Genomic DNA, 14,448 nt, shown 5'->3' on the forward strand with positions numbered 1-14,448 from the left:
AGGATATAGTGACTATGTTGTTTTTCATTGTAGATGTATGGGCTTTCTCTCTCCCGTTAAGGTGAAGGGCTTCACTACATCGCTTAATTTGATTTCTCCAACAACATCCTTAGATTCACCATTTACTTTGTAATGAATCTCCACATGAATTGAATCTTCCTTGCTAACCTTCATATTTTCAAATAAATTATTGGTGTTGTAATATATTTTACCATTCGCAGTATCAGGTAAATGAAAGGGATCATCTGCCTGACTTAGTGATACAATCATATTTTCACCGATAGATAGGCCATAACTAACACCATCAAATACCTTATTTTCACCAATGACCTCTAGATATTGCTTCGCAACATATATATAATCAGGCAAAACTACAAACTCAATATCTTTAATGTAGAAATCATCTGTTTCGATATCGAAGACGTAGATCGTGGGGGTTTGACGAATTTGAGATTGATTATAAAATAGGACACCAATAAGAGCGATGAAGATAAGACTAAAGGATATAGTTACTATGTATTTTTTCAGTTCATTCAACTCCCATCTTTTGTAATTCGTTTATTAAATTATAATCTCAGGGACTATAAATTGATATTATTAAATTGATGGATTACCGAATGAATAGTGACTATACAAGCGCAAAAACCTTGATGGCTAGAAAAGCCGATTCAAGGTTTTTGTGTTTATGAACTAAATCATTTTATTACAAATCGTCAAATCCATTGTCATCGCCGACCTTACCGTAGTTACGGGACTTGGCTTCGAAGAAGTCAGTCTTCGTCGCATTAAGTGCGTCATCTGAGAAAGGTTTGATCCAAGGCATACAATTGACGTCAACGCCTTCATAAGCCTTTTCCATGCCCATTAGTGTAAGACGCTTATTCGCGGTGTACTTGATGTAATCGGATAGTTCGTTCAAGTCAATGCCACGAACATCCTTGAGTGTATAATGAGCCCAATTTATCTCAAGTTCCACAGCACGGTCAATCGTGCGGTACGTATATTGGATGTTCTCCTCAGTATTAAGCTCAGGATAGTCAGCCAAAAGTTGTTTGAACACTTCAGCAAAGAAGTAGCAGTGCTGATTCTCATCACGCTGAATGTAGGAGATCATTTGGCTAGTACCCATCATTTTCTGATCGCGTGCCAGATTATAGAAGAAAGCAAAAGTACTGTAGAAGAAGATCCCTTCTAGAATCAAATCTGCAACGAGTGACTCGAAGAACGTCTGAGGAGTCGCATTGTCACGGAAATTTTGATAAATATCCGAGATGAATTTGTTGCGTTCAAGTAAGACCGGATCTTGCTTCCAATATTCAAAGACTTCCTTCTGTTCCTGATCGGATACGATGGAGGACAATACATAGGAGTAGGATTGGTTATGAACAACTTCCTGCTGCCCGATAATCGCTGAGATGGCCTCTAGTGAGGAATCCGTAAAATACCGCTTCACGTCGCCGACGAACATCGTCTGCATCGAATCAAGTACCGCGAGTAGCGAAATGTTAATTTTGAATGTGCGTTGCTCTTCGGGATCAAGTTGTCTGAATTGTTGTGCATCTTTTGACATCGGGATTTCGTCCGCGATCCAGTGGTTTAGTAGTAATACTTTGTACAGCTTATACATATGCGGCATGCGAATGTCGTTCCAGTTGAGGATACCTGAGCATTCTCCGCCGATAATACGTGTAGATTTATTTGGTGCTTCTGTATTAAAAATAGTTTGCAGTTGCATTGATCTTCATCTCCTTGAAGTAATTTTCGATAGGCTGCGATAGCGAAATGTTCTTACGATCGCTGTTGCCCTCGGATTTCCTGATTTAATAACCGCCTATAGCGGTAGAAATCCGAGGGCAAAGGCGAACGCTTCGCTTCTTCAGAATCATTTCGCTCTCTCCGCTGTCCTCAAAGTAGCAGTGTCCGATATTATTCCAAGTAGGAATCTAACATATCAATCCCCTCTGGAAATCTTGTGCCCCGATCCAACCTAAGCGTTTCCCGTAGGGAGAGCGCCTCAAAGCATGTAGTATTATATAACAACACTCAATTTGCTCTCTCCACGCTTTTGCAGGAGTGCCAAAAGTAGAGCGTGCCCGAAGGGCGACAAGCGGCTCATTGCACTCATCAATCTCGGGTGGATACGAAAGCAGAAGTGTCTGCAGCGTGTTTACCCAGGTAACTCGGGTGCATCCAAAGTAAGACGTGCCCGAAGGGGGAAAAGCGTGCCACGCACCAAAATTATAGTGCATCCCCGAAGGGGACAGCGGGCAGGAGCGCCTCTTAATCTCCCACGTTACCTAAGCGGGTATCCAAAGGGCGGCAGCCCTTGGGGCCCTCCCTTACGGTAAGGGAGGGTTTGGGTGGGTTGAGAAACATGGGTGGGATGAGACCTATCAGGATGCGCAGCTCTCACATTCCTCGATCGTTAATGCACGGCTACGAACGTAATAAGTTGATTTCAAACCGGCCTTCCAGGCGTGAATGTGAAGTTCTAGGAATTCTGTAGCCTTGATGTCAGGGCGTACATATAGGTTGAAGCTTTGAGCCTGATCAACGTGACGTTGGCGGGCACCAGCCATTTCAATGGACCAGTTCTGGTCGATCATGAAGGCTGTTTTGTAGTACCAGATTGTTTTCTCAGACAAGTCTGGAGCTGGGTTGGCAATTTTATAGGTCGTCTTCTCTTCATAGGAGAGAAGTTCATATAGTGGATCAATGCTGGCTGTCGAACCGGCAATGATCGAAGTCGATCCGTTAGGAGCGATAGCGAACATCCATGCATTACGTACACCATTCTCAGCTACTTCCGCTTGCAACTCTTGCCACTGTGCTGTGGTTACGAATTTTCCTTCGCGTGTGCCGTCCGTATAATTGCGGTAGGTGAAGTAATTTCCATTCTCCCAATCAGAACCACCGAATTTAGGATAACGGCCTTTTTCTTTGGCTAGTTCCATACTTGATTTGACGAGAAGGTAGTTGATCTTCTCATATAATGCATCGTTATATGCAACAGCTTCGTTAGATTCCCACTTGATGCCTTCGAGGGCGAGTAGATGGTGCAGTCCAAATGTTCCGAGTCCGATGGCCCGGTATTGGCTGTTGGTGTATTGTGCTTGCAGCACTTCAATATTATTAATGTCGATTACGTTATCTAGCATACGTGTCTGGATCGGTACGAGTCGATCTAGAACTCCTGCTGGTACTGCGCGTGCTAAGTGGATGGAGTTTAGGTTACAGACAACGAAATCGCCTGGAATTTTGGAGATAACAATCCGGGTCTGTCCATCTTTGGTCACAAGCTCTTCATGTTCGATAACCGTAGGTGATTGGTTCTGCATGATTTCAGTGCACAGGTTTGACGAATAGATCATCCCGTGTGCACGGTTAGTATTCGCACGGTTAACCGTGTCTCTATAGAACATATATGGTGTGCCTGTTTCAAGCTGCGATTTCATAATTCGTTTCATGATATCAATAGCTGGCATTGTGATACGTGATAGAGTTGGGTGATTAACAGCTTCCTCATATTTTTCACGGAACTGCCCTTGACCAAGTTGGTCATCGTAAAAGTCTTCCAAACCAAGTGGGCGACCATTCGCGTCTTTCCAATCCATTGTTTTCTTCACTTCATGTGGGCAGAAGAGATTCCATTCACCACGTGCTTCTACTGCTTCCATGAAGAGATCGGGTATACAGATGCCGTGGAATACGTCATGTGCGCGCATCCGCTCATCCCCATTGTTAAGCTTCAAATCAAGGAAAGCGAGAATATCTTTATGAAAAACATCCAAGTAGACAGCAATTGCACCTTTACGTGTACCAAGCTGATCCACACTGACAGCTGTATTGTTAAGCTGGCGGATCCAAGGGATGACGCCGGAGCTAGTGTTCTTGTGACCACGGATATCCGAACCACGTGCCCGTACCTTACCTAGGTAGACGCCAATGCCACCGCCCATTTTGCTAAGTCTAGCTACGTCGGTATTGGAATCGAAAATTCCCTCAAGCGAGTCGTCTACGGTGTCGATGAAACAACTGGAGAGCTGCCCAGCGACTTTTTTACCAGCGTTAGACATCGTTGGAGTTGCGGCAGTCATGTAGATGTTACTCATTGCCCAGTAGGCTTCTTTAACCAAGTCAAGGCGCTTATCCGCTGGTTCTTTGTGCATTAGATACATTGCAATGACCATGTAACGTTCTTGTGGCAATTCCATTGTCCGACCGTCGAAATCAGTCGCTAGATAACGCTCGGTAAGAGTCAATAGCCCTATGTAATCAAATAATAGATCACGAGTTGGATCAATAGTTTCCCCGAGTTCTTCAATTTGCTCTTTAGTATAGTACTCTAGCAATTCTTCACGGTAGATTCCGGCTTTACACAGATCAACGATTAGGTGGTGAAATGATCCGTAAGGCTCCTCTGGATAAGCCTTGTAACGGCGATGAACGGCTGCCTTTTTATAGAGAGAGGTAAGTAGGGAGCGAGCCGCAGCGAATTTCCACTCGGGTTCTTCTTTGGTGACAAGTTCCAGAGATGACATGGTAAAGGCATTACTAACTTCTTCGCCTGTTACTTCGTCACGTCTAAGTTTGGCATTAACACCACGTAGTAGGCGTTCCTTGTTGAGTTTATTTAAGTCCTCTAGAATGCGGTCAGCATAAGTGCTTAGGCGCTCCTGATCGAAGGCTAGTTGGCGGTTGTTTGGTTTAGTTACGAATATTGGCATGAGATATCCTCACTTTCATGGATGGGGTAATAGGATAGAAAGAGGTAGTTCAGTTTTCAAATCTTTAAATTTGAATTAAAGTCTGTAAAAAAAGGCGCTAAGTAAAGTAGCGCCGATGAAATTGATATAATCATTAGGCTTAAAAAGTATCACAGAAGTTCAATTATACTAGAAACTTGAATAGCTAGAAAGAGTAAGTTGGTTTCCATAGCTTAATTTCCCCATGGGACAGGCTTTGTTGGATATCAATTAGCCGTTGATTGGAACTACCACAATAGAGTAGTGAAGGATCACGAAGTTTTTCGACGAAACGTCCGTCTACCAATACTTGGCAACGCCGAAGTAACTCGTATTCCGGCGAATCTGTTTGTTCTATTAATTCTTCGTAAGTATAACCGCTATATATCCAAATCGATATCGGACCTACTTCTTGAACTAGTCGTTCAATGAATGCACTAACCTCTGATGCAGAGAAGAAGGGGTCTCCTCCAAGAATTGTGACGCCACTGAGTAAAGGGTTGTTCTTGATGTCGTTTATAATCTCCGCTTCCCGTTCCTTTGTGAAGGGATCGCCATAATTAAAATTCCAGGTGGCGGGACTGAAGCAGCCCTTGCAGAAATGGCGACATCCGCTAACGAAGATGGAGGCTCTTAGGCCTTCACCCTCATTAATTGATTCCGGATAGTAGCCACAGATGTTCATGTGTTATGCTTCAACCGATCCCGAACTTCAGCCTGTTTGGCAGAATTAAATCGAGTCTGATAATCTCCAGTAAGATACCCAGTAACACGGCGTAGACGGCGGATGTGCACATCATTCTCATGACTATTGCAAGAAGGACAGGTTGCTCCGATAATTCCCTCAAAGCCGCAGGCTGAGCAGCGATCAATCGGGTGATTGATACTGAAATAGCTGACCTGTTGCGATAGAGCGTATTGAATGATTTTCAAGAACGCTGCGGGATTACTCCGGGCATTACCGTTCAGCTCAATATAAGAGATGGCTCCTGCATTACATAGATCGTGGAAAGCGGATTCTAGTTCAATCTTTCTAGCAGCACTAATAGAATAGTAGACTGGAATATGAAAAGAGTTCGTATAGTATTCACGATCCGTTACACCTGCGATCGAACCATAAGTGGACTTATCCCGCTTAGTAAACTTGCCGGACAAGCCTTCTGCCGGTGTGGCGAACAGGGTAATGTTCAGGTTGTGGCGCTCACTCTGACGGTCGCAATAATTACGCATATAGGAAATTAATTCGAAAGCTTTTTTGTATACGTCGTTATCTTCGCCATGATGTTTGCCGTACATAGCCTTCATACATTCTGCGAGACCAATGAATCCAATGGACAAACTACCATGTTTAAGGAGTTCGCCAACGGGCTCTTCTGGATGAAGATGTTCGCCGCCTTCCCATACGCCTTCTCTCATCATGAAGTCTGAGGCTTTGGCTTTTTGGGCCTTTTGAATGTTGTAGCGGTGCAGTAGTCCTTCAAGTGCGATATCGAGGTAATGATCTAACTCCCGGTAGAATCCGCGCTCATCAGCTACTTTACGTTGTCCTAATACGGTACCATGCTCCAAACCAAGCTTCACAAGATTCATCGTATTGAAGGAGAGATTTCCTTTGCCGGACAAATGATTCTGTCCAAAGCGGTCGTGTAGTACTCGTGTACGACATCCCATTGTTGCGAATTCCGTATCAGGATCACCTGGCACGTAATACATCAAGTTTAGCGGCGCATCTAGGTTCGCAAAGTTTGGATAGAGCCTTTTAGCGGAACATTCTGCCGCTTTTAGAAATAGCGAATAGTTAGGGTCCTCTGGTGCTTGATTGACGCCTTGTTTACATTTGAAAATTTGAATGGGGAAAATCGGTGTTTCGCCACTGCCCAGTCCGCGCATCGTAGCTGTCAGTAGTGACTCTGTAACGAGCTTGCCTTCCGGTGAGGTGTCGGTACCATAGTTTATACTTGTGAATGGAATTTGCCCACCTGCACGGCTCGACATCGTATTCAAATTGTGAATAAGACTCTCAGCAGCTTGTAGTGTTTCACTCTCGGTTTCTTTGAGTGCAAATTTAAATGATTTAGGATAACTCTCTTGTAAGTCGCTACGGCTCATTGAGATGTAGCCCATGCTGTCATCCAAGCTACCTTCATCAAAGTAATCCAGACCTTTGCGGAAATATTTGAAGAACGACTTCGCTACAAAAGGAGCCAGGTCGAAATCTATTTTATTAGCTGAAACGCCGCCATATTGTGAATTTTGCTGGGATTGAAAAATAATAGCGACTAAAGCCATAGCAGTCATTATTGAGTTTGGAGGACGTACGCTCCCATTGCCGGTATTGAAACCTTCACGGAGTAATTTGTCGAATGGGATAAAAATGCAGTTGGTCGTGCCGATCGCATATTGATCAAGATCGTGGACATAAACAACATTATCTTTAATTGCTTGTATCAACCGTTTTGGCATAACGAAGTTTCCTGCATACCATTTGGCGTATTCACTACCGAATTTACTCATTTTGCCCGAGAAACTTTCCCCGTTCAAATTGGCGTTTTCGCGAAGCATCTCCAAATTTCGACTCTCAACGATTTCATCGCCCAGAGTAATTACTTCATCAAGCATTATTTCACGGTCGGTAAAAATAGGGTTTAACAACGCCATTTCAAAGTTCTCCTCCCAAAAAACTCAGCATTAATATAATATAAAAAGCATTCTCAACCCTACTAGGTCAAAAATGCCCGAATGCATCTCAAGAAAAGCCTAATGGCATTTCAAAAAATAGCTGAATGTCAGCTGCAAGCGGACACCATACCCGTTCCTCGCAGGATTGTTCCGGTGTCGTCTAAACAGGCAGGTATCCTGGCTTCCGGAATAGTCCTCCGACGCCTTCCCGCAGGATAGAAATAACTGCAGTGGCATTCTGTCGGATGATTCTTTAGAGGGTCCATATTAACCCTAGAAGCTTCCGGTTACAGTGGCGGGACCGCAGCGGAATTGCACCGCACTTCCCTTTTTAAGTCGCAGCGGGATTTCCCGCTGGATCACCTGTTTACACTATATTTGGTTGCGTTGTTACAAGAGTAACCCAATATATTGTGTTTGTAAACGGAAAATTTACAAAAAAAACGATAAGATAATGAGCCGGAAGTGAAGGATTGGCTTCATGATGCGGGCTCGCGGGGACAAAATAAAATTGTGAACTTTTATTGCATCTGTGGAGTGGTTACAATAGAGAGAGGTGAAAATAATTAAGGAGGTTTTACGATGGCAATTGCGGAGGTAACGGTTATTCCGATCGGAACGGGAACGACTAGTCTCAGTCCCTATGTAGCAGAATTACAGCGAGTATTGGAGAAACAAGAGGGAATACAGTATCAATTGACGTCGATGAGTACGATTATTGAAGGCTCACTTGATCATATTTTTGCGGCAATCCGGGCCATACATGAAGCGCCTTTTCAATCTGATGCCCAGCGTGTGTCCACCTCGATCAAAATAGATGATCGTCGGGACAAAATTAGCTCTTCGGAACAAAAGCTACGCTCAGTGCGTGAGAAGTTATAGGAACTTTATTGAATAGAGGGAATCATTAGCCACTTATGCTTGCAATAATTTCTGAGCGTTGTATAATTGTTTTTGTTTCCCGCATAACAAGCACCATGCTGGTGTAGCTCAGGGGTAGAGCAACGCACTCGTAATGCGTAGGCCGGGGGTTCAATTCCCTTCACCAGCATCTTTATAATATACGCAGCCTTCTACGAAATTCGTGGGAGGTTTTTTTGATATTTCACACGGTCTATATATACATTTTATCCCAACAGAGGATATAATAAGTTATACGATAGTTTAGGAGGGATCCAAATTACTGCACAAGGTAGGGGAACACGCAATGCTACAGTAATTGTCTTATTACTAGTAGCTATTTTACTAGCGATAACGAACCCAACAATAGAGGATTTCAGCGAATATATCGTGAAGGAAATTACGAATGAAAGTGACGGTGTAATAGTACAAGGAATTGCTAACTCGTTGGGAAGATCTGTTATTGAGGCTACTAGTGAACGCGATAACTATGTTATTTTTTCAATATTTACAGTAATTGATGGTGCATCGTCTGGTAAAGTTCTAGGACTCTTAAACAGGATATTTATCACGTTATGAACATACATAATTAGCGCTGGCCTGCGGATATTCTCCGTATGGCCCTTTTTTATGAAATTTACCTTTCCTTCTTATCACCCACATGATAGTTATAGAAAAAAGAGCATGATCTCCCGTTTCCGAGAAACCATGCTCCAAATCTTTGTACCTGTTACCCTTAAACTATCGTTACTACAACCCAATCCATTGCTTCACAATAGTGAGCAGGGTGGGGATCAACGCATCCGGATTGTACACCATCGGCTCGATTTGATCGGGAAGCATGAAGATTAATCGTAAAATCCACACTGCTAGTAGCAAAATAATAAATAGGATAATAATTGGCTGACTTAATTTTTTATAAGCTGCGAGTATGCACATCAGTATAGGCATGATGAATAACGGATGGTATATCAATGCTGCTCCAATATCCCCTTGAAAGAGACTCATATAAGCTCTCGTCATACCACAAGCAGGACTAGGAATACCAAATACATTTGTAAAGATACAAATACTCCCTTGGAACAGAAGATTTACCGCAATACTAAGGAGTCCCACGACACCAAAAACGAAGATGGGCAGGAACCTCTTCCGGTCCAATTGTTTCAATGCACTAATCATATAGAATGATTAAGCTGTTATAAACTTATTAATTTTGTGCTGAAGAATTGCCACAGAAACAATCGAACCAAATAAATACAAGATAACGATCAATGCCGTATCATTAGTTGCATACCTATTTCCACGAGCAACATCCGCTTCATATATACGTGAACCTGCTTTGTAGAACGCAAAGAACCCGTAAATTCCGCAAGTGATTATTGTTAATATCAAATCTAGACCTGCGCTGCCTTCATTATCTCGGCTAATCTCTCTTGATTCGTCCAAGACTTTGTACATCCAATAAATCCCGTAAATTCCGCATGTGATAATAGAAAAAAGAATACCCAAACCAATACTACGCTGTTGAACCAAAAGTCATCATTCCTCTCAATTTTACAAAATACTACTATTTTCACATATGATAAGGTATCAGAAGCCAAAATGGTAGTACTTTTATCTACTTCACCAAAAAATAAATAAGATAATGTATGCAAACGTGAATTTTTACACTTTTAGTCCTGTTTCTTTTCTGCTACAATCAAGGACGAAAATGACAGAGAGAAAAGAGGTTCACTTATGAAGAGGAACAAATCAGCAATTATGCTGGTAATCATATCTATTGTTAGTACTCTAATCGGGGGCTGCGGAAATTCCGGTAATGCGAAGGAACCCACAGCAAATAAGGAGCAGTCACAGGCACAACAGAATAATGGGCCAATGAAGGAAACTTTTTTTATTTTTGATACCGTTGTGAATGTATCCATTTACGATGATCGGGCGACCAAAGAAAACCTTAAAGATATCGAGGATCTACTCAATAAGATTGATAACAAAATCAGCCGCACGAATAGTGAAAGTGAAATTTTCAAGGTTAATGCGAACAGTGGGATAGCTCCCGTACAGGTTTCTCCAGATACGTTCGAACTTGTCTCAATTGCGATAGATTATGCCAAAAGGACAAATGGTTTGCTTGACCCATCGATTGGGAGGCTCGTTACCCTGTGGAATATTGGGCACGAAGGCGCTCATGTGCTTCCTATAGAAGAGATCGCTCCTATGCAACAACTTTGTGATTATCGCAAGATTGAAATGAACGAAGAAACTCATGAGATTTATTTACAGGATAAGGGCATGGAAATCGACCTAGGTTCCTACGGTAAAGGTTATGCCGCAGATGCCGTTTACGATTATTTGGCGGAGCAAGGATTTAACAGTGCAATTATCGATTTGGGTGGTAATGTCTTTGCCATGGGCCAGAAACCTACAGGTGAAGATTGGAACATTGGGATTCAGGATCCTACCCAGGAGCGGGGCATTCCCATTGGTTCAATTCGCATTAATGACAAAACCGTTGTGACCGCAGGTATTTACGAGCGTTATTTCATTGAAGATGGAAGGATGTACCCACATATTATTAATCCGAAAACGGGATATCCGGTCGACAATAATATCAGCAGCGTAACGATCATAACTGACCGCTCGACTGATGCGGATACTATGGATACAGCCCTGGTACTTCTAGGAATCGAAGAGGGGCTGAAATTCGTGGAGAATATCCCCAATGCGGAAGTCCTCTTTATTACGAAGGACAAGAAACTGTATGCTTCTTCTGGATTTAAGGAAATGCTGAATAAAACCAATGATAGTTATACTTATGCAAATTGAAAGTAGCATATTAATTTAATTCTCAAAAAAAGTAGGGTGAATAACAAGAGGATGTCCTTTAAGCCATATAAATTGGCTAAGGGGCATCCTCTTGTTCATGTTAAGGAAGGATATATTATCGTAGTTGTTTCTCATAGCAAAGACTGGACTCACAATCCACATACTCTCCGTATTTATCGATGGGATAATACCCGTGCTTCTGATACAAAGTTATGGCTTCTGGGAGTTTTTCTCCAGTCTCTAGTCTAATGGTTGAGTAATTCAAAGCTAGGGCTCTATTTTCAAGGTCGTTAAGAATCGCTGTCGCTATTCCACGATTTCTAAATTCAGGGTCTACAAAAAATCTCTTCAATTCTACGATTTCATCATCAATAGGTTTGATTGCGCCGCATCCAACTGCAATTTCGTTAAAATATGCAACGATAAAGATGGTCTTGTTATTCTTAGAATCGGTAAGATCTAGCCCGAATATCTCACTTGGTGGGTAGACCTGTAATAAATAATGATCAAGTTTTGTTATTATACCGTTCAAATCTGGATGATCAGCAGTGACCTGCACCAATGTTACGTTGTCCATTTTACCCATTCCTTCCTTCAATCAAGTGCTAGAGCCGAAATATCTAAGTTGAAATTATCTCTTGTGCATCTGCTTATTGTCAATGAAAACAAAACTAACGTTTTTTAAAAGCATGAATGCCACGTACGCATTTTTATTTTCAGCATAAGATGTCTAATATGACTTAAATGAAATGGGAGGGTACCGTATGGCTCCCCTTGATAGAAATAAGAAGCAGAATTGTAAACGTTCAACGCCAAAGTCCTCCCTGAAGAGTAAAAATTTAGAGATCATTGTAGCCTCGCTACTGTTAACTGGTAAATTAAAAGTGGATTCTATAGAACTCTTTCGGGAAGCATCAACCGTTATTAGTCTAGTTGGTAAATTCAATACTCTTGGTGACTTGAGTAATCCAAATATAGGGAAGATGACACAATTTCTAGATGAAAATGGTGGAATGACTTTGGATGAAGTATTTGCAGCTTTGAAGAAGAAGAGTGGAAGATGAGGACATTTGACTGAAGAGGTGAATTATGAGTAATTCATTTGATGGAGAGGGTTTCACAGAAGCGGTCATTATAGTGATATTAATTGCCCTATTTTTCTTTGGATCTGAGGATATTGGGGATTTATCAACAGGGCCTACACCAGCGGACTAATAAACAGAGGGGGATTTTCTATGCGAGGGCTTAGACTTTGGTGCGTATGAGATTGGGACAGGCTAAAGAAAAAAGTGTATATACCGGGAGGAATTCCTCCCGGGTCACCCTCCAAAGCTAGCGTCGGTCAAACAGGTCAATGGCACCTAGCACGACATGTGCGAGGCCAAAACCAAGAGCTCCCGTTGCAGCAAGTTTATACTTGCTTCCAAGCAGTGATGCAGCAGAAGCGGATACTACAGCTCCGAGAACAGTAGGAATCATACCTTCACGCATACGAAACACCTCTTTGAGTTAGTTTGGAAGACATCGTTATTCTGGGCTCAATCATGAGTTGTTATTCATTCGTGGAGTGATATTTAGTGGGAAAAAAAACGAATTAAAGAAATAGAAAATCGCCCTGCGGATTATCCGCAGGGCGATTGCCTAGCTCCGGTTCCAATGAAGTGGATAATGGGGGACCGGACTTAGTTATAATGCTGTATGATAATCTGTCTTTTATGTACACGTTAAAAGACATCAACATCGGTATTCCTACTTGTACAAGTACCTGTTTTTCTAAAACGACAAAAGCCCTACCTCTCTTTCATCCTTGCGGCTCCGAAGACCGCGCCAGTGTGAATCAGAAACAAATTCTTACTCTTGGGTCAATAGAATAGGAATGCTATACCTGAAACGGTATATAGAAGGGTTGTACGTTGAGGAATCAAAAACCGAGGATAATCAATCAAATTATATTATATAACAATATACACACATATGTCAATAGCGCAACAAAGAAAAACGGGCAGTTGATATTAATGTATCAACTTACCCGTTAAACATTTGATATAATAGTTGTTTATCTAATTCGCAAATGTATAGCTGTCATTCGTTTTATTCAACAATTTTTTGAAACCAGAAGTGCCATAAAGCTTCTTATCTTTCGAAATGAACAACGCCTCGGCGTCGGGTGTATTTTCGATAAATTTGAGCCCTTCTTCGATTCCAAGCACGAATAATGTAGTAGATAAGGCGTCAGCATCGGTCGAGCGGTTGGTCACGATGGTCACGCTACTGATATTATTGTCTACAGGGTATCCCGTGGTCGGATTAAGGATATGCTGGTATAACTTACCGTCCTCTATAAAAAAGCGTTCATATATCCCTGAAGTTACGATGGTCTTGTCCTCGACTTGGATGGTACCAATCGGATTTCCTCGCTCTTTGTCGGGGTCTTGAACACCAACGGTCCATTTCTTGCCACCGGGTTTACTACCCATAGCAAAGACATTGCCGCCGAGGTCGATAATGGCACTGTTGAACCCTTTGTCAGTGAGATAATCGTAAATGACATCTGCTGCATACCCTTTACCAATAGAACCAAGGTCGATGTCCATGCCTTTTTCCTGTAAATAAATTTCATGTGTATCGTCGTTCATCTCAACCTTACGGTAGTCACTTAGCAGCAATGCCTCTGCGATGTCTTCCTTAGCGGGAACATGCGCACCTTCATGCCCAATGTTCCATAGTCCAACGAGCTTACCGATCGCGGGATCGAACAAGCCATCTGTACGCTCGGCGTATTCTAGTGCTTTGGAGACGAGATCATACGTATCTTCTGATACTTTAACCGCTGCAATACCTGATTTAGCATTGACCTTAGATATTTCACTGGTTTCTTGATTGCGGCTAATTTTTTGGTCAATATTTTTCAGTATATTCTCAATGTCTTGTAAATTGTCCTTGGTCGCTCGTGTGTCGTAAATTTTGACATTTACAACCGTATCGAATATAAAATAGGTTTGGGATAGTGGCTCGAGTGTTTCGTACTGAGATGAATTGCCGCTCGTAATTTGGGTAGAGTCCGCTGCATTATTGTTATTGCCAAAGCATCCACTTAACAGACTGGCGAATAGAGCTAGGGTGGTAAGTGTGATTGTAAGTTTGTATTTTTTCATTAGAAGCCTCTTTTCTTCCTGTCAGTTCGTCATTGATTTTAGCAGATCGACCTTTATTACACAAATTGGATTCCAAAAGACGACTTCCGAAGTGAGAGTTTTGTGAAAAGAGGTGAAATAAACACAATAACAGACGTTATTCA

Annotated in this window: 14 protein-coding genes, 1 tRNA gene and 1 riboswitch; of the genes, 5 read left to right on the forward strand and 10 right to left on the reverse strand. The window is 42.1% G+C overall.

The annotated features are described in order from the left end of the window. Positions 1-24 precede the first annotated feature (24 nt). The 5 genes from EJP82_RS00320 to EJP82_RS00340 all read right to left on the reverse strand — a co-directional run bounded on the left by EJP82_RS00320 (position 25) and on the right by EJP82_RS00340 (position 7,403). Complete coding sequence (locus EJP82_RS00320; protein WP_127190026.1) at positions 25-537, reverse strand: hypothetical protein; 513 nt, start codon at positions 535-537, stop codon at positions 25-27. A gap of 166 nt (positions 538-703) precedes the next feature. Beyond that, the gene (locus EJP82_RS00325; protein ID WP_127190027.1) at positions 704-1,735 is read right to left on the reverse strand and encodes a ribonucleotide-diphosphate reductase subunit beta; all 1,032 of its coding nucleotides are present in this window, start codon (positions 1,733-1,735) and stop codon (positions 704-706) included. Between the two features lie 658 nt (positions 1,736-2,393). Then, positions 2,394-4,727 (reverse strand): ribonucleoside-diphosphate reductase subunit alpha, encoded by a 2,334-nt coding sequence (locus EJP82_RS00330; RefSeq protein ID WP_127190028.1) that lies wholly within the window; start codon positions 4,725-4,727, stop codon positions 2,394-2,396. Positions 4,728-4,911: 184 nt separating this feature from the next. After that, the gene (gene nrdG, locus EJP82_RS00335; protein ID WP_127190029.1) at positions 4,912-5,430 is read right to left on the reverse strand and encodes an anaerobic ribonucleoside-triphosphate reductase activating protein; all 519 of its coding nucleotides are present in this window, start codon (positions 5,428-5,430) and stop codon (positions 4,912-4,914) included. After that, a complete protein-coding gene (locus EJP82_RS00340; protein ID WP_127190030.1) occupies positions 5,427-7,403 on the reverse strand; it encodes an anaerobic ribonucleoside triphosphate reductase in 1,977 nt (658 codons plus the stop codon). The genes nrdG and EJP82_RS00340 overlap by 4 nt, the downstream gene beginning before the upstream one ends. A gap of 171 nt (positions 7,404-7,574) precedes the next feature. After that, a riboswitch (cobalamin riboswitch) is annotated at positions 7,575-7,806 on the reverse strand. A 200-nt stretch (positions 7,807-8,006) separates the two neighbouring features. Here EJP82_RS00340 and EJP82_RS00345 point away from each other — a divergent pair. Both EJP82_RS00345 and EJP82_RS00350 read left to right on the forward strand, forming a co-directional pair. Next, positions 8,007-8,306 carry an MTH1187 family thiamine-binding protein gene (locus tag EJP82_RS00345; protein WP_127190031.1) on the forward strand — a complete coding sequence of 100 codons (300 nt, stop codon included), beginning with the start codon at positions 8,007-8,009 and terminating at the stop codon, positions 8,304-8,306. Between the two features lie 97 nt (positions 8,307-8,403). Beyond that, positions 8,404-8,475: transfer RNA gene (locus EJP82_RS00350), tRNA-Thr, on the forward strand. Positions 8,476-9,074: 599 nt separating this feature from the next. Here EJP82_RS00350 and EJP82_RS00355 read toward each other — a convergent pair. Continuing rightward, positions 9,075-9,491: a DUF2752 domain-containing protein gene (locus EJP82_RS00355; protein ID WP_211350019.1), complete on the reverse strand. Its 417-nt coding sequence runs from the start codon at positions 9,489-9,491 to the stop codon at positions 9,075-9,077. Positions 9,492-9,512: 21 nt separating this feature from the next. Continuing rightward, entirely contained in the window at positions 9,513-9,857 is a 345-nt protein-coding gene (locus EJP82_RS00360) for a DUF4234 domain-containing protein (protein ID WP_127190033.1), read from the reverse strand. Between the two features lie 204 nt (positions 9,858-10,061). Between EJP82_RS00360 and EJP82_RS00365 the strand changes: the two genes are divergently transcribed. Continuing rightward, positions 10,062-11,150: an FAD:protein FMN transferase gene (locus EJP82_RS00365; RefSeq protein ID WP_127190034.1), complete on the forward strand. Its 1,089-nt coding sequence runs from the start codon at positions 10,062-10,064 to the stop codon at positions 11,148-11,150. A 115-nt stretch (positions 11,151-11,265) separates the two neighbouring features. Here the strand turns inward: EJP82_RS00365 and EJP82_RS00370 are convergent, their stop codons facing one another. Then, positions 11,266-11,727 carry a GNAT family N-acetyltransferase gene (locus EJP82_RS00370; RefSeq protein ID WP_127190035.1) on the reverse strand — a complete coding sequence of 154 codons (462 nt, stop codon included), beginning with the start codon at positions 11,725-11,727 and terminating at the stop codon, positions 11,266-11,268. A 187-nt stretch (positions 11,728-11,914) separates the two neighbouring features. Here EJP82_RS00370 and EJP82_RS00375 point away from each other — a divergent pair, with 187 nt between their 5' ends. Next, positions 11,915-12,214 carry a hypothetical protein gene (locus EJP82_RS00375; protein WP_127190036.1) on the forward strand — a complete coding sequence of 100 codons (300 nt, stop codon included), beginning with the start codon at positions 11,915-11,917 and terminating at the stop codon, positions 12,212-12,214. A gap of 25 nt (positions 12,215-12,239) precedes the next feature. Further along, positions 12,240-12,365 carry a hypothetical protein gene (locus EJP82_RS28615; RefSeq protein WP_281278176.1) on the forward strand — a complete coding sequence of 42 codons (126 nt, stop codon included), beginning with the start codon at positions 12,240-12,242 and terminating at the stop codon, positions 12,363-12,365. 117 nt (positions 12,366-12,482) lie between these two features. Here EJP82_RS28615 and EJP82_RS00380 read toward each other — a convergent pair whose 3' ends face one another. Together EJP82_RS00380 and EJP82_RS00385 are read right to left on the reverse strand one after the other, a co-directional pair. After that, a complete protein-coding gene (locus tag EJP82_RS00380) occupies positions 12,483-12,641 on the reverse strand; it encodes an asparagine synthase (protein WP_127190037.1) in 159 nt (52 codons plus the stop codon). Between the two features lie 569 nt (positions 12,642-13,210). Continuing rightward, positions 13,211-14,305, reverse strand: a complete 1,095-nt coding sequence (locus tag EJP82_RS00385; RefSeq protein ID WP_127190038.1) for an FAD:protein FMN transferase — start codon at positions 14,303-14,305, stop codon at positions 13,211-13,213. Between the last annotated feature and the right edge of the window lie 143 nt (positions 14,306-14,448).

It is taken from the genome of Paenibacillus anaericanus, assembly GCF_003994475.1.
In the GTDB taxonomy this organism is placed as follows: domain Bacteria; phylum Bacillota; class Bacilli; order Paenibacillales; family Paenibacillaceae; genus Fontibacillus; species Fontibacillus anaericanus.

Coding starts and splice junctions, on each gene's coding strand:
- EJP82_RS00325 (WP_127190027.1), bottom strand. CDS start 1,735: ATGCAACTGCAAACTATTTTTAATACAGAAGCACCAAATAAATCTACA.
- EJP82_RS00330 (WP_127190028.1), bottom strand. CDS start 4,727: ATGCCAATATTCGTAACTAAACCAAACAACCGCCAACTAGCCTTCGAT.
- nrdG (WP_127190029.1), bottom strand. CDS start 5,430: ATGAACATCTGTGGCTACTATCCGGAATCAATTAATGAGGGTGAAGGC.
- EJP82_RS00340 (WP_127190030.1), bottom strand. CDS start 7,403: ATGGCGTTGTTAAACCCTATTTTTACCGACCGTGAAATAATGCTTGAT.
- EJP82_RS00345 (WP_127190031.1), top strand. CDS start 8,007: ATGGCAATTGCGGAGGTAACGGTTATTCCGATCGGAACGGGAACGACT.
- EJP82_RS00365 (WP_127190034.1), top strand. CDS start 10,062: ATGAAGAGGAACAAATCAGCAATTATGCTGGTAATCATATCTATTGTT.
- EJP82_RS00370 (WP_127190035.1), bottom strand. CDS start 11,727: ATGGACAACGTAACATTGGTGCAGGTCACTGCTGATCATCCAGATTTG.
- EJP82_RS00375 (WP_127190036.1), top strand. CDS start 11,915: ATGGCTCCCCTTGATAGAAATAAGAAGCAGAATTGTAAACGTTCAACG.
- EJP82_RS28615 (WP_281278176.1), top strand. CDS start 12,240: ATGAGTAATTCATTTGATGGAGAGGGTTTCACAGAAGCGGTCATTATA.
- EJP82_RS00380 (WP_127190037.1), bottom strand. CDS start 12,641: ATGCGTGAAGGTATGATTCCTACTGTTCTCGGAGCTGTAGTATCCGCT.
- EJP82_RS00385 (WP_127190038.1), bottom strand. CDS start 14,305: ATGAAAAAATACAAACTTACAATCACACTTACCACCCTAGCTCTATTC.